Annotated in this window: 16 protein-coding genes; 12 read left to right on the forward strand and 4 right to left on the reverse strand. The window is 69.2% G+C overall.

The window, feature by feature from the left end; translation table 11 throughout:
* Positions 1-68 precede the first annotated feature (68 nt).
* Positions 69-1,553 (forward strand): toll/interleukin-1 receptor domain-containing protein, encoded by a 1,485-nt coding sequence (locus ABZ321_RS25725; RefSeq protein ID WP_354895426.1) that lies wholly within the window; start codon positions 69-71, stop codon positions 1,551-1,553.
* A 329-nt stretch (positions 1,554-1,882) separates the two neighbouring features.
* Here the strand turns inward: ABZ321_RS25725 and ABZ321_RS25730 are convergent, their stop codons facing one another.
* Together ABZ321_RS25730 and ABZ321_RS25735 are read right to left on the reverse strand one after the other, a co-directional pair.
* Positions 1,883-2,407, reverse strand: a complete 525-nt coding sequence (locus tag ABZ321_RS25730) for an NUDIX hydrolase (protein WP_354895429.1) — start codon at positions 2,405-2,407, stop codon at positions 1,883-1,885.
* Positions 2,407-3,744, reverse strand: a complete 1,338-nt coding sequence (locus tag ABZ321_RS25735) for a hypothetical protein (RefSeq protein WP_354895432.1) — start codon at positions 3,742-3,744, stop codon at positions 2,407-2,409. Before ABZ321_RS25735 ends, ABZ321_RS25730 begins: the two co-directional genes overlap by 1 nt.
* A gap of 294 nt (positions 3,745-4,038) precedes the next feature.
* Here ABZ321_RS25735 and ABZ321_RS25740 point away from each other — a divergent pair, with 294 nt between their 5' ends.
* The 11 genes from ABZ321_RS25740 (at position 4,039) to ABZ321_RS25790 (ending at position 12,971) form a co-directional block, all read left to right on the forward strand.
* On the forward strand, positions 4,039-4,473 hold the full coding sequence (locus ABZ321_RS25740) for a hypothetical protein (protein WP_354895435.1): 435 nt from the start codon (positions 4,039-4,041) through the stop codon (positions 4,471-4,473).
* Positions 4,470-5,198 (forward strand): hypothetical protein, encoded by a 729-nt coding sequence (locus tag ABZ321_RS25745; protein WP_354895438.1) that lies wholly within the window; start codon positions 4,470-4,472, stop codon positions 5,196-5,198. Before ABZ321_RS25740 ends, ABZ321_RS25745 begins: the two co-directional genes overlap by 4 nt.
* Before the next feature lie 14 nt (positions 5,199-5,212).
* Positions 5,213-6,010: an ABC transporter permease gene (locus ABZ321_RS25750; protein ID WP_354895441.1), complete on the forward strand. Its 798-nt coding sequence runs from the start codon at positions 5,213-5,215 to the stop codon at positions 6,008-6,010.
* 89 nt (positions 6,011-6,099) lie between these two features.
* Positions 6,100-6,522 carry a DUF3307 domain-containing protein gene (locus tag ABZ321_RS25755; protein ID WP_354895444.1) on the forward strand — a complete coding sequence of 141 codons (423 nt, stop codon included), beginning with the start codon at positions 6,100-6,102 and terminating at the stop codon, positions 6,520-6,522.
* Positions 6,523-6,621: 99 nt separating this feature from the next.
* On the forward strand, positions 6,622-8,784 hold the full coding sequence (locus ABZ321_RS25760; protein WP_354895447.1) for a cell division protein FtsK: 2,163 nt from the start codon (positions 6,622-6,624) through the stop codon (positions 8,782-8,784).
* Between the two features lie 137 nt (positions 8,785-8,921).
* Complete coding sequence (locus ABZ321_RS25765) at positions 8,922-9,212, forward strand: hypothetical protein (RefSeq protein ID WP_354895450.1); 291 nt, start codon at positions 8,922-8,924, stop codon at positions 9,210-9,212.
* Positions 9,209-9,535: a hypothetical protein gene (locus tag ABZ321_RS25770; RefSeq protein WP_354895453.1), complete on the forward strand. Its 327-nt coding sequence runs from the start codon at positions 9,209-9,211 to the stop codon at positions 9,533-9,535. Before ABZ321_RS25765 ends, ABZ321_RS25770 begins: the two co-directional genes overlap by 4 nt.
* Positions 9,528-10,394 (forward strand): bifunctional DNA primase/polymerase, encoded by an 867-nt coding sequence (locus ABZ321_RS25775; RefSeq protein ID WP_354895456.1) that lies wholly within the window; start codon positions 9,528-9,530, stop codon positions 10,392-10,394. The genes ABZ321_RS25770 and ABZ321_RS25775 overlap by 8 nt, the downstream gene beginning before the upstream one ends.
* Complete coding sequence (locus ABZ321_RS25780) at positions 10,391-11,644, forward strand: DUF3631 domain-containing protein (protein ID WP_354895459.1); 1,254 nt, start codon at positions 10,391-10,393, stop codon at positions 11,642-11,644. The genes ABZ321_RS25775 and ABZ321_RS25780 overlap by 4 nt, the downstream gene beginning before the upstream one ends.
* 44 nt (positions 11,645-11,688) lie before the next feature.
* Entirely contained in the window at positions 11,689-11,835 is a 147-nt protein-coding gene (locus ABZ321_RS25785; RefSeq protein ID WP_354895589.1) for a helix-turn-helix domain-containing protein, read from the forward strand.
* The gene (locus ABZ321_RS25790; RefSeq protein WP_354895462.1) at positions 11,832-12,971 is read left to right on the forward strand and encodes a site-specific integrase; all 1,140 of its coding nucleotides are present in this window, start codon (positions 11,832-11,834) and stop codon (positions 12,969-12,971) included. The genes ABZ321_RS25785 and ABZ321_RS25790 overlap by 4 nt, the downstream gene beginning before the upstream one ends.
* Before the next feature lie 427 nt (positions 12,972-13,398).
* Here the strand turns inward: ABZ321_RS25790 and ABZ321_RS25795 are convergent, their stop codons facing one another.
* Positions 13,399-17,730 (reverse strand): CHAT domain-containing protein, encoded by a 4,332-nt coding sequence (locus ABZ321_RS25795; protein ID WP_354895465.1) that lies wholly within the window; start codon positions 17,728-17,730, stop codon positions 13,399-13,401.
* Positions 17,731-18,685: 955 nt separating this feature from the next.
* A complete protein-coding gene (locus ABZ321_RS25800) occupies positions 18,686-23,041 on the reverse strand; it encodes a hypothetical protein (protein ID WP_354895468.1) in 4,356 nt (1,451 codons plus the stop codon).
* Positions 23,042-23,091 lie beyond the last annotated feature (50 nt).

The following is a 23,091-nucleotide window of genomic DNA, read 5'->3' on the forward strand; positions in this document are numbered from 1 at the left end:
GTCGTCGGCATGGCAGAATCGCCGCCGTACCATGCGCCTTAGGTCTGAACAACGTAGGAGTGCATCGGATGGATCCCCGTACCGAAGGCCATGCGTTCATCTCATACGTCCGTGAAGACGTCGCTCACGTCGACAGGCTTCAGCGGATTTTGCAGGCCGCGGGCATCCGGGTATGGCGTGACACTGAAGACCTCTGGCCGGGCCAAGATTGGCGCCTAGAAATTAAACGGGCGATCAACGAGAACAGCCTGATCTTCTTGGCGTGCATTTCCGACAACTCCAACGCCAAGGAGACTTCATACCAGAATCTAGAATTGGTGCTTGCCGCCGAACAGATGCGATCCAGGCTGCCCGGCAAGCAGTGGTTAATTCCGGTACGCTTTTCCGATTGCGTGGTACCCGATTATGACTTGGGAGCCGGTCGGTCACTCAAGGACCTCCAGAGGGTCGATCTATTTGACGAACTCTGGGACACGGGATCACCGCGGCTAGTTGCGGCAGCACTTGAAATCCTCAAAAACCGATCACCGATGGTTAATCTACATGTGCCCACACCACCAAAAGCTACCGCGCCCGTCTCGAACGTTGCGCACTTGAAGTCTGTGCTCCTCGAACCTAATAGGCAAATTGAGTTAGAGGATCTCGTGGTTGGGGTCCTAGGGGAAGTGCGCCAACGTCTTGTTGGTGATGAGTTTCCGGTGGATTCGCCATCCTTAACGTCCGGCATAGAGGGCGCACGCTACCTGGTCAGTCAGGCACGTCAGTATGAGGCGGCAGTCACGCCGCTTCTAGAACTGTTAATTGCAGGGTGCACCTGGGGCCGTGAAGAGCATGAACCTCTGTGGGCAAGAGTTATGCAGGGAATCGCAAATGCTGATCGAAGGCGAACCGGTAAGACCGCCCTCATTCACCTGCAGTCCTATCCGCTCGTGGTCCTGACCTACGGTGCGAGCCTTGCAGCTTCGATTCGCCAGAATTTCGGTGCTCTGCGTGCGGTTGCAGTAGACCCAAAGCGTCGTAACGAAACTGGGTCGTTTCCAGTTGTAAACTTCATCAGTCCGATGGATTCATTCTCGGAGTCAGAACTGGCCGCCAACATTTTGGCTTTCGAAGATGACGAGACCATTAATGTCGACGACGAATTTGTCAATAAACTTATTCAAAGGCGGCGCGGGAAGCGCTACACGCCCATTTCCGACCATCTTAGTGTCTTACTACGGTCACACTTCGCCGCTTCGCTAGCCGACGAAGATGAATACATTGAGGAGTTCGATCGACTGGAGGTTCTGCTGGCATTGCTTGCCACGGATTCGAGGATTCGGGCAAAGTTGAAAGGTCAGTTTGTCCGCGGCGGTTGGTACGGATCCTTTACCTGGCGGCATAGATATGCGGAGAATCCGATAGAGCAGCGAATGCAGGATGAGTTTCAAGAGCAGCAGCAGGCATGGGCTCCACTGAAGGGCCGGTTGTTTGGTGGTGCACCCGATCGCGCTTCTGAGGCGTTTCGGATGTACACCCCTGACGCTGCTCAGGTGCGGAGACAAAGGTACTGAAAAGACGGATACAGCCATTTAATGGCACAGTTTGACCCTGTCAACGCATGAACGGATCGTGTCGGCCGGGGCCTCCATCGCAGGATCAATGCAGTACGGTTGGCTTCCGATGGAGACGCAAAGCGACTTGAACGATCTGCCTGCCGACTGGTGGACAGCTGAGGACTGTGCGCGGTTCTTGGGCATCACACGCAGCACGTGGGCCGCTTACGTGGCGCGTCAGCAGGCACCGCAGCCTGAGCGGAAGTTTGGGCGCTCGCCGGTTTGGCGACCAGCGACGGTTAGGGCGTGGGCGGAAGCCAGGCCGCGCCGCCCCACGGCATAGACGCCTACTTGGCTACGTCAGCCAGCATGTACAGCAGCGCGACGAGCGTCGTGCCGGTCACGATGTCACGCTTGTCGATCAGGCGGCGGATGTCCTCAAGCGGTACCCACTCGACGCGTTCGGACTCGAAGCCGTCAACTGGTGGGCCGATGTACTCGGCCGAGTCTGCGCGGAAGATGTGGTGCTCAGAGTTCATGAGGCCCGGCGTGGGCTGCGTGTAGATCAGTGGGTGGAGAGGCCCGGGACGCCAGCCCGTCTCTTCCTCGACCTCGCGGGCCGCTGCGACGGCCGGTTCGTCGTTGCCGATGGCGCCGACTGGGATCTCGTAGGTCCACGTGTCAGTGATGAACCGGTGACGCCACAGCAGGAGCACCTTGCCGTCGACTATGACGACGGCGCCGGCGCCTGGGGCGCTGCGGATGAGGCGGTGGTCGAGGTGTCTGCCGTCGGGCAGTTCGACGTCGGCGGTCAGCACGTGCACCCACTGGTCTTGGTAGAGCGTGCGTTCGGAGTTGACCTGCCAGCGCATCAGAACCCCCTCAGTTGGGCGTCGGTGTCGGCCCGGTCGAGAAACTCCGCCACCGCTGGCACCCTAGCGTGTGGCCGGAGCGCGGTCGTCACCTGCGCGACGCGGTCGCGGATGCGGCCGGATTCCATGCCTTCGGCGTAGTCGAGCATCTGGGTGCCGACGTGCACGGCCTGGTCGACGTCGCCGCGCTGGGCGACGATAAGCGCGAGGCCGGCGAAGCGGTGGACGCGGCCGCGTAGGTGCGTGCCGCCGGCTGTCCGGACGGACTCTTCCGCGTACGCCTGGGCGGCGCTGAGGTCGCCCAGGCGCCGCAGCGCCTCGGCGACCTGTGTCTCGATGAGGCCCGGCTGCACGTACGACGCTTCGGCCGGTTCGTCGGTCGGCTTGATGCGGCCCGCCGTCCACTCGGACTCGGCCATGTGCCGCTGGCAGTCGGCGCTCTGCCCCATCCGCGCGTACGCCTTCCCGGCAAGCGAGTGCAGATCTGCGGCGAGGGCGTGGCTGAGATGCCCCCGCGCCGCGCGCAGTGCCGACTCGGCGTACTGCACGACGAGCCGCGGTTGGTTGTTGTGCAACGCGTGCGTGCTCATCAGGGCTACGACGTACGCGCCGAATGCCTTGTCGCCGCTGGCTTTCGCCATGCGCAGGGCGCCGAAGAGGTACCGCTGGGCGAGCCCCTGTTGATCGGCGTCGTACGCGCAGACCCCGGCAAGAGCCGCCAGCCCGCCGGCCGCACGGAGCAGCTCGCGGCCGGTGCGGTTGTCGTAGGCGTTGCGCAGCAGCGGCGCCGCGTGTTCGTTCAGGGCCGCCACGAGGCGCGGCCGGACTGGCACGCCGCCGACCCGCCGGTACATCTCTTGATAGCGGGCGCGCAGCTGGCGCAGGCGCTGCACGTCGGCGGCGCCGACCTGGGCGTGACCGTCGCGTGAGACGTTGAGGTCGTCGGGTGGGTTCTCCCACTCCCAGACCGGCGCGATCGCGTCCGTGCCGGTGGCTGGTGGGCCGCCGGCCTTGTCCCGCTGGTCGCCGCGCCAGAGCGCCGATGCGCGCTCGACCGCCTGCGCGAGGGGCATCCCAACCGGAGTGGGCTTTCGCCGCTCCATGCCGATGTCGGCCAGCGCGACGGGCGCGTTCAGTGCTTGGCCGATGACGCGGCAGATCAGCTCCGGGCCGGGGTCGCGGGGCACGGCACCGTCGCGGATCCAGCGGGCGACGGACGCGTGGTCGTACCGGAGCCCATGCGACGCGCCGAGCAGGTTGACGCGGCGCGCGAGGCCCGCGTTCGAGAGGCCGGCGCGCTCGATGAGCGCTGCGAGCAGGAGATTCGCTTCGGCCATGCTCCGGAGCGTAGGGAATCCGTGACGCTCAGGGAACCCCGTCGATCGATTCACACAGGGTGTGAGACGAGTGCCACGTCGCGCACGGCTCACACCCTGTCGACCAGGTCGCCGCCGCGGTTCTCTTGTGGCAGGCGCTGATCGACCGGGCGCCAATCGATCAAGTACCAGCTCAATGGCACGCCACGCGGTTGCGAATACAGCACTGGCGCTGTACGGTCGCAATCACGAATACAGCACTGGCGCTGTATTCGAGGAGACCGGCAGACGCCGGCACGATCTGGAGGTTCTGGAGTGATCACACAGACGGAGCGGGGCGCCGACGTCCTGCCGCTGCTTGCGGTGCCCGGCATTGCGGCGTACTTCGGCCCGGAGCACGTCCTGGCCGACGTCGCCGCGCGGCACTGCGAGGCGCACCGCTCGCCTTTCACGCGTGGCGTGGCGTGCGGCGCGTGCTGGGAGCTGGCGATCCGCGACGACGAGCGGTTCGCGGTCGAGTTCGACCTGCCCCGCGAGCTGGAGGCGGACCCGGACTACATCGATGAGATTGCCGTCGACCTCGCGTGCGGCGGCGAGCGAGTGGCGCTGACGCCGGCCGAGCTGGTCGTCGCGGTCAACCGCCTGCGGCGCCGCTCGGTGAGCCTCTCTCGGATCGCCCTTCGCCTGCACGTGGCCTACGGCGCGGTCGTCCGGATCGTCCGCGAGACGAGCAACGAGGTGGCGGCATGAACACCCCGAAGGCGAGGACGTGCACCGCGCGGGAGCACGGCGCAATCACGCTGGACGTGCGCATCAACGTCGGCAGTGTCCGCGTGATCGTGGAGGACCGCGAGTACGCCGAGGTGACCCTGATCAGCCCCGAGGGCAACGAGTCGGCCGCCCGCGCGGTCGAGCGCGCCACGATCGATGACCACGGCGACCACCTCGCTGTGCGGGTGCCGAACCTGGAGCCGACCACGGCCCGCCAGCACTTCGGCGGCGTCACCCAAGTCGTCGGGCACAATCTGGGCGTCGTCGTCGGCGTCGTGTACGGCGACGTGGTGTCGATCGGCGGCATGTCCGGCGGCACGGTCGTCGGGGGTGTCGTGACCGGCGGCGTCGGTCCGCTGGTGGGCATCGTGGCGCGGCTGCCGCTGGGTAGCTCGCTGCTCGCCGAGACGGTCAGTGCGTCCGTGGATGTGTCCGGCACCCTGCTCCGCGCCGTCGTGGAGACGGTGTCCGGCGCGGTCCACATCGACACGGTGAGTGCTCCGGACCTGTCCACCGTCTCCGGCCGCATCGCGATCGACCGCCTGATCGGCGACGGGTTCGCCAAGACGATCTCCGGCGGCATCACGGTCGCCGCGACCGACCGATGCAACCTCCGCGCCGAGTCCGTGTCCGGCTCCATCCGCGTGACCGGCCCGATCGCGCTCAGCGCCCACACCGTGTCCGGCCGCGTCCTCAACCACTGAAGGAGCAGCACCCAATGACCACCGCCACCGCCCCCAGCGCCTACCCCGCCCCGATCGAAGCGCTCATGCCGCAGGCCCGCACCCTGGCCGACAAGCTCGGCGAGATCCCGTCACGGAACGCGCTGATGAAGGAGTTCCGGATCGGCGCGCCGAAGGCCAACGCCATCCGCGAGGCCCTCACCGACGAGCGCACCGAGATGCCCCCGGCGCGAGCGCTGCACGTCGTGCCGGACCTGGAGCCCGACACCGACACCCCCGACCCCGAGGCGCCGCCGGTCACCGAGGCGATCGAGACGCCGCCGCAGGCCACGGGTGACGGACACCCGGACACCAACATCACCGCGTCGACCGCCCCGGCCGCGCCGCTCACCGAGGCACCTGCCCGGCGCAAGCCGCCGTCCTGGCCGGTCTGGGTCCTGGCCCTGCCCGCGTTCGTGGCGATCTGGTCCGGGTGGGTCGGCCTCGGTGAGCTGACCGGGTTCGGCGTGATCCACCCGCTGCCCGGCATCGCCGACGGGTTCAGCATCAACACCGCGATCACGCTCCCGATCGGCGTGGAGGCGTACGCCGCCTACGCCCTGGCCGTGTGGCTGTCCGACGCCTACGGCCCGGCGGTGCGCCGGTTCGCCCGCTGGTCCGCGATCGGCTCCCTCGTGTTCGGCTGCGCCGGACAGGTCGCCTACCACCTGCTCAGCGCCGCCGGAGTCACCGCCGCGCCCTGGTGGATCACCACCGCCGTTGCCTGCCTGCCCGTCGCCGTGCTCGGCATGGGTGCCGCGCTCGCCCACCTGATCCACGCCAACCGCGACTAGCTCCGCCCGGTGCGCGGCCTCCGTGGCCTAGGAACCCTCGGCCGCGCACCGGTCCCCATCCCTCCATCAGGAGTCAGGAGACCCCCATCATGGCAACTCCGACCGACGCCGGCACCCTCGCCGCTGTCTTCGTCGCCCTGTACGCCGCTCACCAGGTCGCCGACCACTGGATCCAGACGCAGCACCAGGCCGACCACAAGGCCGACACCGGGTGGCGGGGGCATCTCGCCTGTGCCGCGCACGTCGGCACGTACACGCTGACCGCCGTCGTCGCCCTGGTCGCGATGCTCGCCGTCACCGGCGCCGCGCTGCACCTCGGCTGGACCGCTGCCGGGCTGAGCGTCTCGGCGGTCACCCACCACATCGCCGACCGGCGCGCGCCCCTGCGGCGCATGGCCGACGCGCTCAAGAAGTCCCCGGCGTGGCTGGAGCGCGGTGGCGGTCTGTACGCCCTCGACCAGTCCTGGCACGTCGGCTGGCTGTTCATCGCCGCGCTGCTCATCAGCGCCTGAGGCACCACCAGTTCGCCCGGCGCGCGGCCTCCGTGGCCTAGGAACCCTCGGCCGCGCACCGGTCCCCATCTCTCCATCAGGAGTCAGGAGATCTCCAGCATGACGAGCAACGACCCGGACCGCGAGCACCCGAACGGGTTCGACTGGTCCAAGTACGAGTCCGAGGTGGCCGACGTTGCCGACGTGGTCGACCTCGGCGCCGCCCGCGCCCGCCGGGACGGCACCAGCGCCGACAGACACTTCGACGTGCCGCTCGATGACGAGCCGCAGCCCGGTGGCGTCTTGGTCGACGCGCCGCCGGCCGATCCGAAGGGCCGCCGCCCGATCATCCCGGGCAGGCTGCTGGGCTGGCAGAACTTCAAGGCGACCGTCCGCGACATCGCGGAGGACGCGTTGCACCGCGCCGGGTACCACGCCGTGCGGGCGCCCTGGTACGCGCTGCAGGCCGGGTTCTGGGCCACCGTCGGCCTGTTCAAGGTGGTCGGTCGTCAGTTGCGGTGGTGGTGGCTGTCGGAGCAGTACGGGCTCCGGCAGGCCGCCGCCGACGCGAACGACCCGGCGACCTGGTACAAGCTGCACCGCGAGGTCAAGGCCACCCGCGCCTGGCGCGGCATCGTCCTGGCCGCCGAGGTCGCCGCCGCCGCGATCGGCGGGCCGGTCGCCTACGCCCTCGCGCCGTGGTGGGTGACCGGGCTGGCCGCCGCCGGTATCGTCTGCGGGCTGGCCCGGCTCGGCCGCCCGCAGGACAAGCCGATCCTTCGCCCCGCCGTGGTCGCAGGGCGGTACCGGCGGGTCAACCCCGACATCATCCTGCGCGCGTACTACGCCGCCGGGCTGGGTCACCCGGACAAGCCGAACCAGCAGGTCACGTTCGGGTCCACGATGTCCCGTGACGCCTCCGGTTCCGGCTCGCAGGTGGTCATCGACCTGCCGTACGGCAAGACGTGGGAGCACGTTCTCAACGCCAAGGGCGCCATCGCGTCCGGCCTGGACGTCAGCGTCAACCAGGTGTTTCTCACCCGCGACCCGTCATCGCACCGGCGGCACGTGCTGTTCGTCGCCGACCGCGACCCCCTCGCCATCCCGGCCGGGAAGACGCCGCTGTTGGACGGCAAGGTCCGCGACATCTGGACGGAGGCGCCGTTCGGCCTCGATGAGCGCGGCCGGAAGGTCGGTCTGCTGCTGATGTGGGTGTCGGTGCTGGTCGGTGCGCAGCCCCGTAAGGGCAAGACGTTCGCGACCCGGCTCCTGGCGCTGTTCGCTGCACTCGACCCGTACGTGCGGCTGATCATCGTGGACGGCAAGATGTCGCCGGACTGGGACAAGTTCCGCCTGGTCGCGCACCGCATGGTGTTCGGTCCGGTGCCCAACAGCCGCGACAACGACCCGGTCGAGCACCTCCTGGAGGTGCTCCGCGAGGTCAAGGCGCACATCCTGGAGGTCAACGACTTCCTGTCGACGCTGTCCACCGCGGAGTGCCCGGAAGGGAAGATCACCCGGGAGCTGTCGCGGAAGTACCCGCAGCTCGCGGTGTGGATGCTCGTGATGGAGGAGTTCCAGGTCTACTACGAGCTGGACAGCCAGGAGCAGAACAAGGAGATCGCTGCCCTGCTGTCCTACATCATGGCCGTCGGCCCCTCGGCCGGTGTGATCCTGCTGTCCTCCAGCCAGAAGCCGTCCGGTGTCGGCGCCGGTGACGTCGGCCGCCTGTTCAACCGATACCGCGACAACCACGCCGTGCGGTTCGCCCTCAAGTGCGGCAACCGGATCGTCTCCGAGGCGATCCTTGGCGGTGAGGCGTACTCGGAGGGCTACGACGCCTCCGCGCTGCCGAACGGGCCGCAATACCGGGGCGTCGGCTACATGTACGGCGCCAGCGATGACACGCCGACCGTCCGGACGTACCTCGCCGACCACAGCGACGCCGAGAAGATCCTCACCGCCGCCCGGAAGCACCGGCAGGCCGCCGGCACGCTGTCCGGCGCCGCGATCGGCGAGACCATCACCCGCGACATGCGCGACACCCTCGCCGACGTCCGCAGCGTGTTCCTCGCCGGGGAGAACGGCCTGCACTGGGCAACCATCGCCGCCCGCCTCACCGAGACGCTGCCGGAGCACTACGCCGACATCACCGCCGACGCGATCTCCGCACAGCTCCGCGACCGTGTACCGAGCGTGAACGTCAAGGTCCGCGGCGAGGTCCTCAAGGGCGCCCGCGTGTCCGATGTGGACAGCGCGATCCAGCGCCGCAAGAGCGCCTGAACGGTAGCGGCGGCGCCGCTACCCGGTAGCGCCGCCGCTACCCACCCCGCTACCAACCTGGCCAGCCGCTACCCACCGAGGTAGCGGGTAGCGCCAGCAGCCCTCTGCACCCAAAAACAGCCTCTGGAGGCCGTTCCGTGCACACCCTCGCCGCTACCGCTACCAGCAACGCCGCCGCAAGCGGCCTGCTGATCCTCCTCCTGACCATCGTGACGCTCGGTTACCTCGCCGCGTGCTGGATCTGGCCGTTCGTCGCCTGCCGGCGCTGCTCCGGCACCGGCAAACGCCGCGCCCTGATCGGTCGCGCGTTCGGCCTCTGCCACCGCTGCGACGGCACCGGCCGCCAGCTGCGCCCCGGCCGCCGCGCCATCAACTACCTGCGCACCGTCCGCGCCAACGACCGCAACCGCACCGGCGGCACCCGATGACCCGTCTCACTCGACGCGGACGCAACGGGCTCAACGCCCTGCGGCACACCGAATGGTGCGCCGGAGGCCACCGCTGCAACCTCGGCGAGCACCGCGCCGACCCCCTCGTGGTCGACGTCGAGGGCCTCGGCCGCGCGCTGCTGACCCGCGTCCGCGCCGCCGATGGCCGGGAGCACGCGGAGGTGACCCTCACGGTCGCGCTCGCCGCTGCTGAGCCGTACGCGCGCCGCCAGTTGCTCGACCTGGCCACCGACCTGACGCACGCGATGGAGCGGGCAACCCGCGCCAGCGTCCGACCCACGGGAGGCATCCGCAATGGCTGACTCACAATCGTTGCTACGCAACGCGATTGACCACATCGAACGTGGCTGGCCGGTGTTCCTGCTCGGCCGCAGCAAGCGCCCGATCGCCAACTGCGACGGCTGCCGGACCGCCGGGCCGGGCCACGACCGCGACGCCTGCCCCTGCATGTTCTGCCACGGCCTCTACGCCGCGACGCTCGACCCGCAGCGCGTCACCGCGATGGTTGCCGCGCAACCTGACGGGCTGCTCGCGATCCGCACCGGTGCGGTCGCCGGTCTGGTCGTGGTCGACATCGACCCGGGCCACGGCGGCGCTCTCGACCCGGCGCTCATGCCGGAAACGGCCTGTGTGGTCACGGGAAGCGGCGGATGGCACCTGTACTACCGCCACCCGGGAACGACCGTCCTGAACAGTCAGGGACGCCTCGGTGAGGGCATCGACGTGCGGGGCGACGGCGGGTACGTCGTGGCGCCGCCGTCGATCCACCCGCGCACCGGCCGCCCGTACCGCTGGATCGGCGACCGGCCGGTGGTTGAGATGCCCCCGCCCCTCGTGACGGCCTGCCGACCCGCGCCGGCCGCCGAGGCGTCGGCGAGCACGACCAGGGCGACGAGCTCCACGCCGGCCGGGGGCATCTCATCACCCGACGCGCTGCTGCGCTCCCTGCTCGACACCATCCGCCGCGCGCCGAAGGGCCGTCGCCGCGCCACCCTGTACGGCTCTGCCCGGGGCGTCGCCCGGATGGTCGCGGCCAACGCCATCAGCACCCATGACGCGCTCAACGCCTTGTACGACGCCGGAATCAGCGCCGGACAGACCGACCGCGAGACCCGCGCCGCCATCACCGGCGGCTTCCGAGACGAAGGAGTTGCAGCGTGACCACCGAACCCGTTGACGGCGCGGCGATCCTCGACCGGCTGCACGCCGCCGTCACCCGCTACGTCGTGCTTCCCTCGCCCGAGGCGGTCGACGCCGTCGTGCTGTGGATCGCCGCGTCGCACGCCATGCCCGCGTGGGCGCATGCCCCGCGGCTTGTCATCCGCGCGCCGGAGAAGCGCTGCGGCAAGTCCCGGCTCCTCGACGTCGTGGAGGGCACCAGCTGCAACCCGCTCATCACGGTCAATGCCTCACCGGCCGCCGTCTACCGTGCCATCGGCACCGACGAGCCGCCCACGCTCCTGGTGGACGAGGCCGACACCATCTTCGGCGGGAAGAACGCCGAGGCGAACGAGGATCTCCGGGGTCTGCTCAACGCTGGGCACCAGCGCAACCGGCCCGCGATCCGCTGGGACAGCAACGCGCACCGCCTCGAAAAGATCCCCACGTTCGCCATGGCCGCACTCGCCGGGATCGGCGCCATGCCCGACACCATCGAGGACCGCGCCGTGGTCGTGCGGATGCGCCGGCGAATGGCGGGCGAGTCCGTGGCGCCGTACCGGCACCGCCGCGACGGTCCGGTACTGCGGAAGGTCGCCGTCGAGCTGTTCCAGTGGCTCCGGGGGCATCTCGACACCCTCGAAGGTGCAGAGCCCGACATGCCCCTCGAAGACCGCGCCGCCGACACGTGGGAGCCGCTGATCGCGGTCGCCGACCTCGCGGGCGGCAGCTGGCCGGCGCGCGGCCGGGCCGCCGCGACCGTCCTCACCGCCGAGGCCGAGGACACCGGTCACGTCTCGACCCGCGTCCGGCTCCTGGCCGACATCCGGACCGCGTTCACCACCCTCGGCGACCCGGGCGCCGCGACCACCGCCGAGCTGCTCGCTGCGCTCAACGACGACCCGGAGGGACCGTGGCAGGGCTTCGGCCCGGCCGGGATGACCGGCAAGCGCCTCGGCGACCTCCTGCGGGAGTTCGGCATCAGCTCGGCCACCATCCGGTTCCCCGTCGGGCAGGCCAAGGGCTACCACCGCGAGGCGTTCGCCGACGCCTGGAAGCGCTACTGCCCAGACCGAACCGTCCCACCCGTACCAGCATCGTCTTCCCAGGTCAGCGACGGTACGGATGCCGACCCCGGTACGGGTCAAGCCGTACCGGCCAAACCATCCGTACCGGCCGTGAGCAGCGAAAACGAGCCTGGGACGGATGGGACGGGTACCCCCGCCATCCGACGCATCGGAGGTGTCGCGTGACCACCGTCGCCACCCGCAAAGCGCTCTGGAAGATCCCCGAGGCGATGGAGCAGCTCAGCATCAGCCGGACCGTCATCTACGAGCAGATCCGCGCCGGCCGCCTCCGCACCGTGAAGCAGGGCCGCGCCCGGCTCGTGCCAGACAGCGCGATCTCCGACTACGTCGCACTACTCGAACGGGAGGCCGCGTGACCGCGCGCAGAGGTCGGGGCGAGGGAAGCCTCTACTGGGACGAAGACCGACAGCGGTTCATCGCCGCCGTCGTGGTCGGCTACACGCCGGCCGGGAAGCGCATCGTGCGCCGGGGGAGCGGGAAGACCAAGACCGAAGCGCGAGCCAAGCTGAAGGAGGTGCTCCGAGACCACGAGGACGGCCTGGCGATCGCGCCGCAGAACTACACCGTGGCGGATGCCGTCCGGGACTGGCTGGCCTACGGCCTCAACGGGCGATCAGAGGCGACCGTGACGAAGTGCACGGGGATGTGCAACACCCACATCATCCCCGACCTGGGCGCCCGGAAGCTGCGTGTCCTCAGCGCGAGCGACGTCGACAAGTGGCTCGCCGCCAAGGCCAAGACGCTCAGCACGGCGACCCTGCAGAACCTGCACAACTACCTCAACCGGGCGATCACCAGGGCTATGGCCCGGGACAAAGTGAAGCGCAATGTCGTAGCGCTGTGTGGCGTACCGACCGGGCAACCGGGCCGTCCGTCGAGGTCGCTCACGCTCGTGCAGGCGAACGCGCTGCTCGAAGCCGCCAAGGGCTCGGCGGCAGAGGCGTACATCGTCACGTCCCTGCTGACCGGCGCGCGTACCGAGGAACTGCGGGCGCTCACGTGGGCGCACGTCGACCTCGTCGGCCTGGACGACGTCGACCCGCCGATCCCGCCATCCATCCAGGTGTGGCGGTCGGTCCGGCGAGGCGGAGACACGAAGACCAAGAAGTCCCGGCGCACTCTCGCCATCCCTGCCCGGTGCGTCGTGGCGCTCACCGCGCATCAGGCGAAGCAGCGCAAGGACCGGCCGGACTGGCAGGAGACCGACCTGGTGTTCTCGACGTCGAGCGGCGCGGCGCTCGACGCGGCCAACGTCCGGCGCGCCTTCCGGACGGTCGCGCGGAAGGCCGGGCTGACGGATCACAACTGGACGCCGCGCGAGCTACGGCACAGCTTCGTGTCGCTGCTGTCCAGCGGGGGAATGCGGATCGAGGAGATCGCCGATCTCATGGGTCACGCCGGCACGCGGGTGACGGAGGCGGTCTACCGCCACGAGCTACGCCCGGTCCTACTGAACGGGGCGGTGGCGATGGACAAGATCTTCGGAGCGTAGGCACTCAGTTGGGCACTCAGGCAAAAGCAGAGGGCCGGTCGACTGTGTCGACCGGCCCTCTGACCTGCGTGGGCGATACTGGGTTTGAACCAGTGACCTCTTCCGTGTCAACTTTGCCCGGACTGGCCGGTTGACCTGCCGAAACAGTGTTCCGGCAGGTCAACCGGGTGCAGTAGACGACTGTTGCCGACCGTTCGGCGCCGTTGACACCCGTTGGTTGCACCCATCAGATGGGCCGTGTCGGTGGCCAGTTCGGGGAGCACACGATCGACGTGATCGCTTCTGGGTGCCGTGTCATTGTGAAGTGCTCCCGTAGTGCAGCGGCGGCACCGTTTCCACCAGCACAAACGTCTTCAAGCCGGGGAGCGTGCGCTCCCAGCATCGGTGCCTTTTCCACGGTCCTGCCGGGTCGGTAGTGGTCTGAAGGTTATGGGCAGGGCTGGTCGGTGTCGGTCGGGTTGGTTGGGTTGGTGAGTCGGGTAAGGACGGCGGTGGTGATGGCGGTATCGGTAGGGTCCAGCCCGGTCTGGAGGGTGTTCGGGTCGCGTTGCCCGGCGATGATGTGCCGCAGTGCGGCCGCGAGCGCCGCCCACTCCTCGCGGCTGGCCAGGTCGTCCAGGACGGGGTCGAGGTCGGCTGCCGCGGTGTGGTCGCCGTTTGCGGCGGCGACCACCGCGGCGATGATGGCGGGCCACGGTTCTTGGATTGTCGGGTCATTGTTCGGGGTTTCGGCGGGTTGGGGTGGTTGGAGGGTGATGCGGCCAGTAACGGCGTCCAGGGCGCGGGTGACGATCGCGGTGTCGATCGGGTCGAGACCGGTCAGCAGAGTGTCGGGGTCGCGGTCGCCGTTGAGGATGCGCCGGAGCACTGCGGCGAGGACGGCCCAGTCTCGATTGGCGGCAGTGCGGGTGAGAAGTTCGTCGAGGGCGGCGGCCGCGTCCTGGTCGCCGTGGACGGCGGCAACCAAGGCGGCGAGCCTCGGCTCCCACCGGTCCAAATGTAGTTGCAGGTCGGAGGCCTGGTCGGTGGGCACGTTGCGGGCGGCGTGGAGCACGGTGTTGAGGGCGTGTTGGGCGGTGTCCGAGTCGCCGGCCAGCGCGTCGATCAGGTCGGCGAACCGCACGCCCTCCACCTGTTCGACCGTGGTGGTCAGGTTGGCGAGCGTCGCGGGCACCGCCGCGTCTGGTAGTTCGCGCAGCTCTCCCGCGAGTGCCCGAACGATGGCGGCGAGCTCGTGGGTTTGTCCGGTGAGCTGCCTGATGACGGCGGCGGCGAGACGGTGAGCGAGCTGACCGGCCGGGTCGGCGCCGGCCCGGCTCAGGTAGTTGGCCAGGTTGTAGTGAGAGACGGCGATGTCACCCGGATCGGGTTGGGTGTAGGTGAGGCGGAACGCGGCATGCTCCAGGCCGATCGCGTCGTCAAGGTGGCCGCGCTTGTCGGCCAGGTCGGCGCGGGCGCTGAGGGTCTTGGCCAGGTTGGGGATGTCCTGGTGCTGTTCGAACACCTGCTGGCAGGACAGCAGCAGTTCCTCGGCGTCGTCGAGGCGTCCGAGGCGGATCAGCGGTCCGTACTCGGCGAACCTGGCGACGGCGATGGCGTGCTCACCGGCGCCCCGGGCACGCGCGCTGGCGACGGTGCCGACGTTGAAGTCCAGCGCCTCCTGCCAGCGTTCCAGGGCGATGGCGGCGAGAACGCCGAGGTTGAGCAGCACTTCCCGCACGGTGAACGGGTCAATCACGTCGTCGGCGCCGCGCTGCGGTGGGAGTTGGTCCATCTCGGCAATGAGTCGGCGGACCTCGGTCAGGACCTGCTCCGGCTGGCCCAGCAGGTAGACGATTTGCAGCCGGCGCGCCTGGTTGAACAGTTGGGTCCAGCGGCCGTGTCCGGCTTGGCGGCTGTGCTCGGCGGCCTGGTCAGCCAGGTCGAGCGCCTCACCCAGCCGCCCCGAACCGCTGCACAGGTTCACGAGCTCCCAGGCGACAGCAGCGGCAAGCCGGTGGTCGTCCGCTGCGACGGCTTGGGCCAGGACGGTGCGCAGCAGCCGCTCACCCTCCACCACGTCCACCCGCATGACGGCACGGCCCAGCGTGCCCAGGTCCTTGGGTTTGCCGGTAGCGGCGGCGATGCGGTGCAGGTGAGCGGCGGCGACCTGCGCGATCCCCGCCGTGACGTCACGCAGGAGGGCTTGGTCGACCGCCCACGCGGCGGTGTCCCATTCGGTGAGGCGGAGCAGGTAGGGTGCGGCGGCCAGCCCAGCCCGCACCACCGTCTGGGTGTGCTCGCCACCCTGCTGCCGCTGCTGCACCTGGATGAGGCCGGTCCAGAACGCGGCGAGCACGGTGTCGACCTCGGTGCGCACGCCGGGTGGAGTGGCCGCGCGGACCGTCTCGGCCACCCCAGGATGCAACCGGAACCGCCACAGCGGCACCGCGGCACCGTCGGCATCGATGTTTCCGATGGTTTCCAGTTCCACCAGGGCGGCGGTCAGCAGCGGCGTCAGCGTACCGATGAAGGCCGGCGCGAGATCGGCCAGCTCCAATTGCCGGCGCAGTTCGGGCCAGACCGGTTCGGCCACGATGGAGAGCCGGTCGTCGTCCTCGGTGCCGGCCAGCAGCTGTAGCAACAACCGGGGTGCCTCGGGCAGGGTATGCATGGCGGTGGCGGTCCAACCGGCCAACACCTGCATGAACCCGGCATCATCCAATGCGGACTCGCCGTCGGTGAAGAACGCCGCCAAAGCCTGCCCGCTGCTGGTGGCGTGTTCGACGGCGTCGAGATGCCGGGCCAGGGTGGCCTCGTCGGCTGCGGCCCGATCGGCCAACTCCAGCAGTTTTGGGTGGCCCTGCACGAGGTGCAGGACCCGCCGCACCCGCGCCCGGTCCGCCTCCACTACCGCGGTGGTGCGTTCGGGGCCGGGTTCGGCGTGCAGCAATCGCCGCAGATTCGGCAACTCCCGCGCCAGCAGCACCCCCTCATCCCGCGACAACGCATGCACCGCCTCCACCACTACGCCCGCCGACAGTCCGGTCGGCGGGGTGCGGCTGGTGAGCACGACCCGGGACTCACCACCATGCCCGGCAAGAGTGGTGATCAGGTCGGCCCAGCGCGGATCCCGCCACCCACCATCCGCAGTCAGCAGCGTCTCCAAGTTGTCCAACACGATGAGCAGACCGTTGTCGCGCAGCAGCGCACGCAGTCGCGGCAGGAACCGGCGTAGCCCGTCCGCTGTGCCGATCTTGTCGACCATGGTGAAGCCCCGGTCACCGAGCTGAGCCTCCAACGCCAGGGCAAGACTGGTCAACGCGGTGGGCCACTCCTCCTCCCGCAACGGCGCCTGCCACCACACCGGCTGATCGAAACGATCCTGATGCCGGTACGCCAACTCCAACGCACACGCCGTCTTCCCACCCCCCGCCATCCCATGCAACAGCACCCCACCCCGCCCACTACCGGAAGCGAGGGCCTGGCTGGCCCGGATCATCACCGCCGTGCGGCCCACGAACCGCTCCGGCTCGGGAAGGAAGGCGGCCATCCGCGCCTCCGCCGGGTCGATCGGGGGGCGCCCGCGCGGCGGGGTCAGCACCATCCCGGCCGCCGGACCCAGCAGCGTCGGAGTGGCGATCGACAACGCCGGCCGCGACGCCGACGGACGCTCCCCAGCGGCTGCCGGCACCGCCCGACGTAACGCCACATCCACCGACAGATCCAGCTCGAACAACCCCTCGTACAACGCCGACGTCAACGCGATGGCAAAGTCGTCGACCACCGGGTAGCGCATCGCCACCACCGCACACCCCACCTGACCCGCCACCAGCCGAGCCAGACCGGTCACCGCATCCAGTGCATCCGCGGAAGCCAGTTCGGCGTCGGCGGCTTCCTGCGCCGCATCAGCAGCCTCATCCAGCCGCAGCCAGCGCAGCGTCTCCGCCGTCGTCGCCGCAGCGGACTGACACGCCGACAACACCGCCAACCGCAACCGACCCCGCGCCGGCCGCAACAACCGCACCAGGTCCCCGGCCTCCACGCCGTCCGCGCTGCCGTCCTCAGCCTCCAACAGAATCAGCCCACTACCGCCATGCCCAGACAGGTGCAACACATCCGGCCCACCACCGGCCGCCACCCGCCTGCCCAGCAACTCCCGGGTCACCCCGTACTGCAACACCTCCAGTTCAATGATCCGCCGCGACCGCGCCGCCAACGCACGCACCTGCCTCGCAAGCTCAAACCGCTCCCGCCGCAACGCCAGCGCCGTGCTCTGCGTCGGCAGGCTGAACACTGCCACCATCCGCAACCGGTCCACCGCAGGCCAGCTCGGCGGACCCGGAACCGACCCGCCAGCCACCGGCGACCCGCTGACGTCGAAGACCAAGCTCACGTCACCCCGCCTGGCGAGGGCCACACCACCCACATGCGCCAACTCCAACGGCGCATACAACAGAAACCCCACCGCATCCGGAACCTGCACCCGCACCGTCACCGGCGCCGCCGCCGCAATCGCCGCACCCACCGACCGGCCGAGAATCCGCTCACCAACCCACCGACCCAACCGGTCGACCCACTCCGCCTCCGACTCCACCCGCCGATCCGGCACCGCATTCCAGCGCAGGAACCGATACAGATCCCGGAACGCCTCCGCCTCACGCTCGCTTGCAAGCGCACCGAAATCGACGAGGTGGTCGGCCAGCGGCGTCCCGGAACGTTCGTCGGTCAGCAGCCACCGCCACCGGGAACCGCGAACCACATCGACCGCCCGCAACATCAAACCCACCACACACCCCCGGTCCGACACGTCCCGAAACACCGAACGTAACCGCGGGCATACCATGCGGATCAACCCCCGAACGGGCAGACACACCCCATCGCCACGACACCCACGAACAACGAACGATATCCAACAACGACGATCAACCCTCCGAATCGTGCGAACACCCCACGCGAAACGAGTACCCGGACGACACAACGCACGAGCATCGCGCACCCACCACAACGAGCGCTTCCACCGTCCAGAAGCGGTCACCTATGGGAGCGGTACTTCCACCGCCCGGAAGCGGTCACTCGTGGGAGCGGGACTTCCACATCCCGGAAGCGCTCACCGTCACCGAACAGTTCACCGAGGTCAGAGGCGACCTGCCGGGCTCTTCCACACTCCGGAAGTCGGCACGACTCCATGCCCGGCGGTGCGGAGAACACCGCCGGGCTGGCCACGTCGCGTAGGAAGTTGTCGCCCCACACGATTCGATCATGCGACTCCGACCGGACTTCCGTAGCGGAGAAGCGCCCGGGGAACGGACACGGAAGGTTGTCACCCTCGACCACGCCTCCGACCTGCGGTTCAACGCCGTTGAGCGTCGTTGAGCGCTGTTCGGCGCGGTTGAGCGACAACCTCCGTGTCAATTTTGCCCGGGTTGGTCGGTTGACCTGCCGAAACGGTGTTCCGGCAGGTCAACCGGGTGCAGTAGGCGACCGTTGTCGACCGTTCGGCGCTGTTGGCGCCCGTTGGTTGCACCCGCCCGATGGTCCGTGCTGGTGGCCGGTTCGGGGAGCACAGCGATCGCCGTGATCGTTTGTGGGTGCCGTGTCGTTGTGTGGTGCTCCCGTAGTGCAGCGGCGGCGCCGTCTTCACCAGGGCAAACGTCTTCAACGCGGGGAGCGTGCGCTCCCCCGGCATCGGTGTCTTTCCGCGGTCCTGCCGGGGGTCGATGCTGGTTTGAGGGTTATGGGCGGGGCTGGTCGGTGTCGGTCAGGTCGGTTGGGTTGGTGAGTTGGGTGAGAACGGCGGTGGTGATGGCGGTGTCGGTGGGGTCCAGCCCGGTTTGGAGGGTGTTCGGGTCGCGTTGCCCGGCGATGATGTGGCGCAGTGCGGCGGCGAGCGCCGCCCACTCGTCGCGGCTGGCCAGGTTGTCCAGGACGGGGTTGATGTTGGTTGCGGCGGTGGTGTTGCCGTTTGCGGCGGCGACGACCGCGGCGATGATGGCGGGCCACGGCTCTCGGGTTGCCGGGTCGGGGTTCGGGGTTTCGGCCGGTTGGAGGGGTTGGAGGGTGATGCGGCCGGTGACGACATCCAGGGCGCGCGTGACGATCGCGGTGTCGATCGGGTCGAGGCCGGCCAGCAGGGTGTCGGGGTCTCGGTCGCCGTTGAGGATGCGCCGGAGCACGGCGGCGAGGTCGGCCCAGTCTTGACTGCCGGCAGCCTCGGTGAGGAGTTCGGCGAGGGCGGCGGCCGCGGCCTGGTCGCCGTGGACGGCGGCAACCAGGACGGCGAGCCTCGGCTCCCACTCGTCCAGGTGCGCTTGCAGGTTATAGACCTGGTCGGTGGGCAGGTTGTGGGCGGCGTGGAGGACGGTGTTGAGGGTGTGTTGGGCGGTGTCCGGGTCGCCGGCCAGCGCACCGATCAGGTCGGCGAACCGGACACCCTCCACCTGTTCGACCGTGGCAGTCAGGTCGGCGAGCGTTGCGGGCACCATTGTGTCCGGCAGTTCACGCAGCTGTCCCGCGAGTGCCCGAACGGTGTCGATGAGTTCGTGGGTTTGTCCGGTGAGTTGTCTAATGATGGCGGCGGCGAGGCGGTGGGCGAGTTGGCTGGCCGGGTCGGCGCCGGCCTGGCTCAGGTAGAGGGCCAGGTTGTGATGAGAGACGGCGATGTCATCCGGGTCGGGGTGGGTGTAGGTGAGGCGGAGCGCGGCGTGTGTCAGGTCGATCGCCTCGTCACGGTGGCCGCGATTGTCAGCCAGGTCGGCGCGGCCGCCGAGGGTCCTGGCCAGGCTGGGGATGTCCTGGTGCTGTTCGAACACCTGCTGGCAGGACCGCAGGAGTTCCTCGGCGTCGTCGAGGCGTCCGAGGCGGATCAGCGGAAGGTAATCGGCGAACCCGGCGAAGGCGACGGCGTGCTCACCGGCGGCCCGGGCACGCAGGCTGGCGACGTTGCCGGCGTTGAAGTCCAGCGCCTCCTGCCAGTGTTCCAGGGCCCGCGCGGCGTGCACGCCGAGGTTGAGCAGCCCTTCCCGCACGGCGAACGGGTCAACCGCGTCGTCGGCGTCGCGCTGTGGCGGGAGTTGGTCCATCTCGGCGATGAGTTGGCGGACCTCGGTCAGGACCTGCTCCGGCTGGCCCAGCATGCGGACGATTTCCAGCCGACGCGTCTGGTCGGCCAGTTGGGTCCAGCGGCCGAGTCCGGCCTGGCGGCTGTGCTCGGCGGCTTGGTCGGCCAAGTCGAGCGCCTCACGCAGCCGCCCCGAATCGCGACACAGGTTGACGAGGTCTGTGACGGCAACAGTGGCGAGCCGGTGGTCGCCCGCTGCGACAGCTTGGGCCAGGGCTGTGCGCAGCAGCCGTTCACCCTCCACCACGTCTACCCGCATGACGGCATAGCCCAGGACGGCCAGGGCCTTCGGTTCGCCGGTGGCGGCGGCGATGCGGCGCAGGTGGGCGGCCGCGATCTGGGCGACCCCCGCCGTGGCGTCGCGCGCCAGGGCTTGCTCGACCGCCGAGGCGGCGGTGTGCCATTCGGTGAGGCGGAGCAGGTAGGGGGCGGCGGACAGCCCAGCCAGCACCACCATCTGGGTGTGCTCACCACCCTGCCGCCGCCGCTGCTGCGCCCGCATGAGGCCGATCCAGAACGCGGCGAGTTCGGTGTCGATGGCGGTGCGCACGCCGGTCGGGGTGGCCGCGCGGACCGCCTCGGCCACCCCAGGATGCAACCGGAACCGCCGCAACGACACCGCGTCACCGCTGGCCTCGGCGTCTTCGATGGTTTCCTGTTCTACCAGGGCGGCGGTCAGCAACGGCGCCAGCGTGCCGGCGAAGACCGGCGCAGGATCGGCCAGCTCCAACCGCCGGCACAGCGCGGGCCAGACCCGCTCGGCCACGCCCGAGAGCCGGTCCTCGTCCTCGGCGCCGGCCAACAGCTGCAGCAGCAACCGGGACGCGTCAAGCAATGTGTCCATGGCGGTGGTGGTCCAACCGGCCAGCACCTGCATGAACCCGGCATCGTCCAGCGCCGACTCACCCTCGGCGAAAAACGCTGTCAGGGCCTGGCCGCTGCCGGCCTGCCCGCTGGTGGCGGCGCGTTCGACAGCGTCGAGATGCCGGGCCAGGGTCACCTCGTCCGCCGCGGCCCGATCGGCCAACTCCAGAAGCTTCGGGTGGCCTTGCACGAGGTGCAGTACCCGCCGCACCCGCGCCCGATCCTCCTCCACCGCGGCGGTGCGTTCCGGTCCGGGTTCAGCGTGCAACAGCCGCCGCAGATTCGGCAACTCCCGGGCCAGTAGAACCCCCTCGTCCCGCGACAGGGCGTGTACCGCCTCCACCAACACCCCCGGGGGCAACCCGGTCGGTGGGGTGCGGCTGGTGAGGACCACCCGGGACTCGCCACCATGCCCGACCAGGGCGGCGACCAGGTCAGCCCAGCGCGGATCCCGCCACCCACCGTCAACGGTGAACAGGGTCTCCAGATTGTCCAACACGATCAGCAGACCGTTATCGCGCAGCAGCGCACGCAGCCGAGGCAGGAAACGGCGCAGCCCGTCCGCTGTGCTGATCTTGTCGACCATGGTGAAGCCCCGGTCGCCGAGCTGGGCCTCCAGTGCCAGGGCGAGGCTGGTCAACGCAGTCGGCCACTCCTCCTCCCGCAGGGGCGCCTGCCACCACACCGGCTGATCGAACCGATCCTGATGCCGATACGCCAACTCCAACGCACACGCCGTCTTCCCACCACCCGCCATCCCACACAACAACACCCCACCCCACCCACTACCAGAAACCAGAGCACGGCTGGCTCGGGCCATCACCGCCGTACGGCCCACAAACCGCTCCGGCTCGGGCAGGAAGGCAGCCATCCGCGCCTCCGCCGGATCGATCGGTAGCCTCCCGCGCGGCGGGGTCAGCACCATTCCAGCAGCCGGGCCCAGCAACGTCGGGGTGGCGATCGACAACGCCGGCCGCGATGGCGACGGCCGCTTCCCAGCCGCCGCGGGCAGCGCCCGACGCAACGCGGCATCCACCGGCAGGTTCAGCTCGAAGAGTCCCTTGTACAACGCCGAGGTCAACGCGATCGCGAAGTCGTCGACCACCGGATACCGCATCGCTACCACCGCACACCCCACCCGATCGGCGACCAAGCGGGCCAGACCAGTCACCGCCTCCGGCTCACCGGCAGCGCTCAGCTCGGCATCAGCAGCCTCCTGCGCCGCGTCCGCGGCCTCATCCAACCGCAGCCACCGCAACGTCTCCGCCGTCGTCGCCGCAGCCGACTGACACGCCGACAACACCGCCAACCGCAACCGACCCCGCGCCGGCCGCAACAACCCCACCAACTCCCCGGCCTCGACCGCATCCGCACTGCCGTCTTCGGCCTCCAGCAGGATCACCCCGCTGCCACCATGCCCGGACAGATGCAACACATCCGGGCCACCGTCGAACGCCATCCGCTCTTCAAGCAACTGGCGGGTCACCCCGTACTGCAACACCTCCAACTCGATCACCCGCCGCTCACGCGCCGCCAGCGCACGGACCTGCCTGGTCAGCTCGTACCGCTCCCGTCGCAACGCCAACGCCGAACTCTGCGTCGGCAAACTGAACACCGCCAACATCCGCAACCGACCCACCACAGGCGCATCCGTCGCACCCGGAACCGTCGCCCCAGCAGCCGACGACTCACGAGCCTCGAAGACCAGGCTCACATCACCACGACGGGCCAACGGCACCCCACCCACGTGCGCCAACTCCAACGGCGCGTACACCAAGAACCCCACCGCGTCGGGGATCTGCACCAGCACCGTCACCGGCGCCGCCGCCGCGATTGCGGAACCCACCGACCCGCCCAGAACCCGCTCACCGATCCATTGACCGAGGCGGTCGACCCACGCCGACTCCGACTCCACCCGCCGATCCGGCACCGCATTCCACCGCAGGAACCGATACAGATCCCGGAACGCCTCCGCCTCCCGGTCATCAGTGAGGGCGTCGAAGTCGACCGGGTGATCGGCCAGCGCGGCACCGGTCCGTTCGTCGGTCAGCAGCCACCGCCATCGGGAACGACCGACCACATCGACCGCCCGCAACAGCAAACCCACCACGCCACCGCCGTCCAAACACATCGGAAAAGACTGACCGTAACCGGCAG

It is taken from the genome of Dactylosporangium sp. NPDC006015 (assembly GCF_040614215.1).
In the GTDB taxonomy this organism is placed as follows: Bacteria; Actinomycetota; Actinomycetes; order Mycobacteriales; family Micromonosporaceae; genus Dactylosporangium; species Dactylosporangium maewongense.

Bases quoted from the DNA above. Each gene is read 5' to 3' on its own strand.
- ABZ321_RS25785 (WP_354895589.1), top strand. From the start codon at position 11,689: ATGGAGCAGCTCAGCATCAGCCGGACCGTCATCTACGAGCAGATCCGC.
- ABZ321_RS25770 (WP_354895453.1), top strand. From the start codon at position 9,209: ATGACCCGTCTCACTCGACGCGGACGCAACGGGCTCAACGCCCTGCGG.
- ABZ321_RS25795 (WP_354895465.1), bottom strand. From the start codon at position 17,730: ATGTTGCGGGCGGTCGATGTGGTTCGCGGTTCCCGGTGGCGGTGGCTG.
- ABZ321_RS25745 (WP_354895438.1), top strand. From the start codon at position 4,470: ATGAACACCCCGAAGGCGAGGACGTGCACCGCGCGGGAGCACGGCGCA.
- ABZ321_RS25755 (WP_354895444.1), top strand. From the start codon at position 6,100: ATGGCAACTCCGACCGACGCCGGCACCCTCGCCGCTGTCTTCGTCGCC.
- ABZ321_RS25730 (WP_354895429.1), bottom strand. From the start codon at position 2,407: ATGCGCTGGCAGGTCAACTCCGAACGCACGCTCTACCAAGACCAGTGG.
- ABZ321_RS25750 (WP_354895441.1), top strand. From the start codon at position 5,213: ATGACCACCGCCACCGCCCCCAGCGCCTACCCCGCCCCGATCGAAGCG.
- ABZ321_RS25735 (WP_354895432.1), bottom strand. From the start codon at position 3,744: ATGGCCGAAGCGAATCTCCTGCTCGCAGCGCTCATCGAGCGCGCCGGC.
- ABZ321_RS25760 (WP_354895447.1), top strand. From the start codon at position 6,622: ATGACGAGCAACGACCCGGACCGCGAGCACCCGAACGGGTTCGACTGG.
- ABZ321_RS25725 (WP_354895426.1), top strand. From the start codon at position 69: ATGGATCCCCGTACCGAAGGCCATGCGTTCATCTCATACGTCCGTGAA.
- ABZ321_RS25775 (WP_354895456.1), top strand. From the start codon at position 9,528: ATGGCTGACTCACAATCGTTGCTACGCAACGCGATTGACCACATCGAA.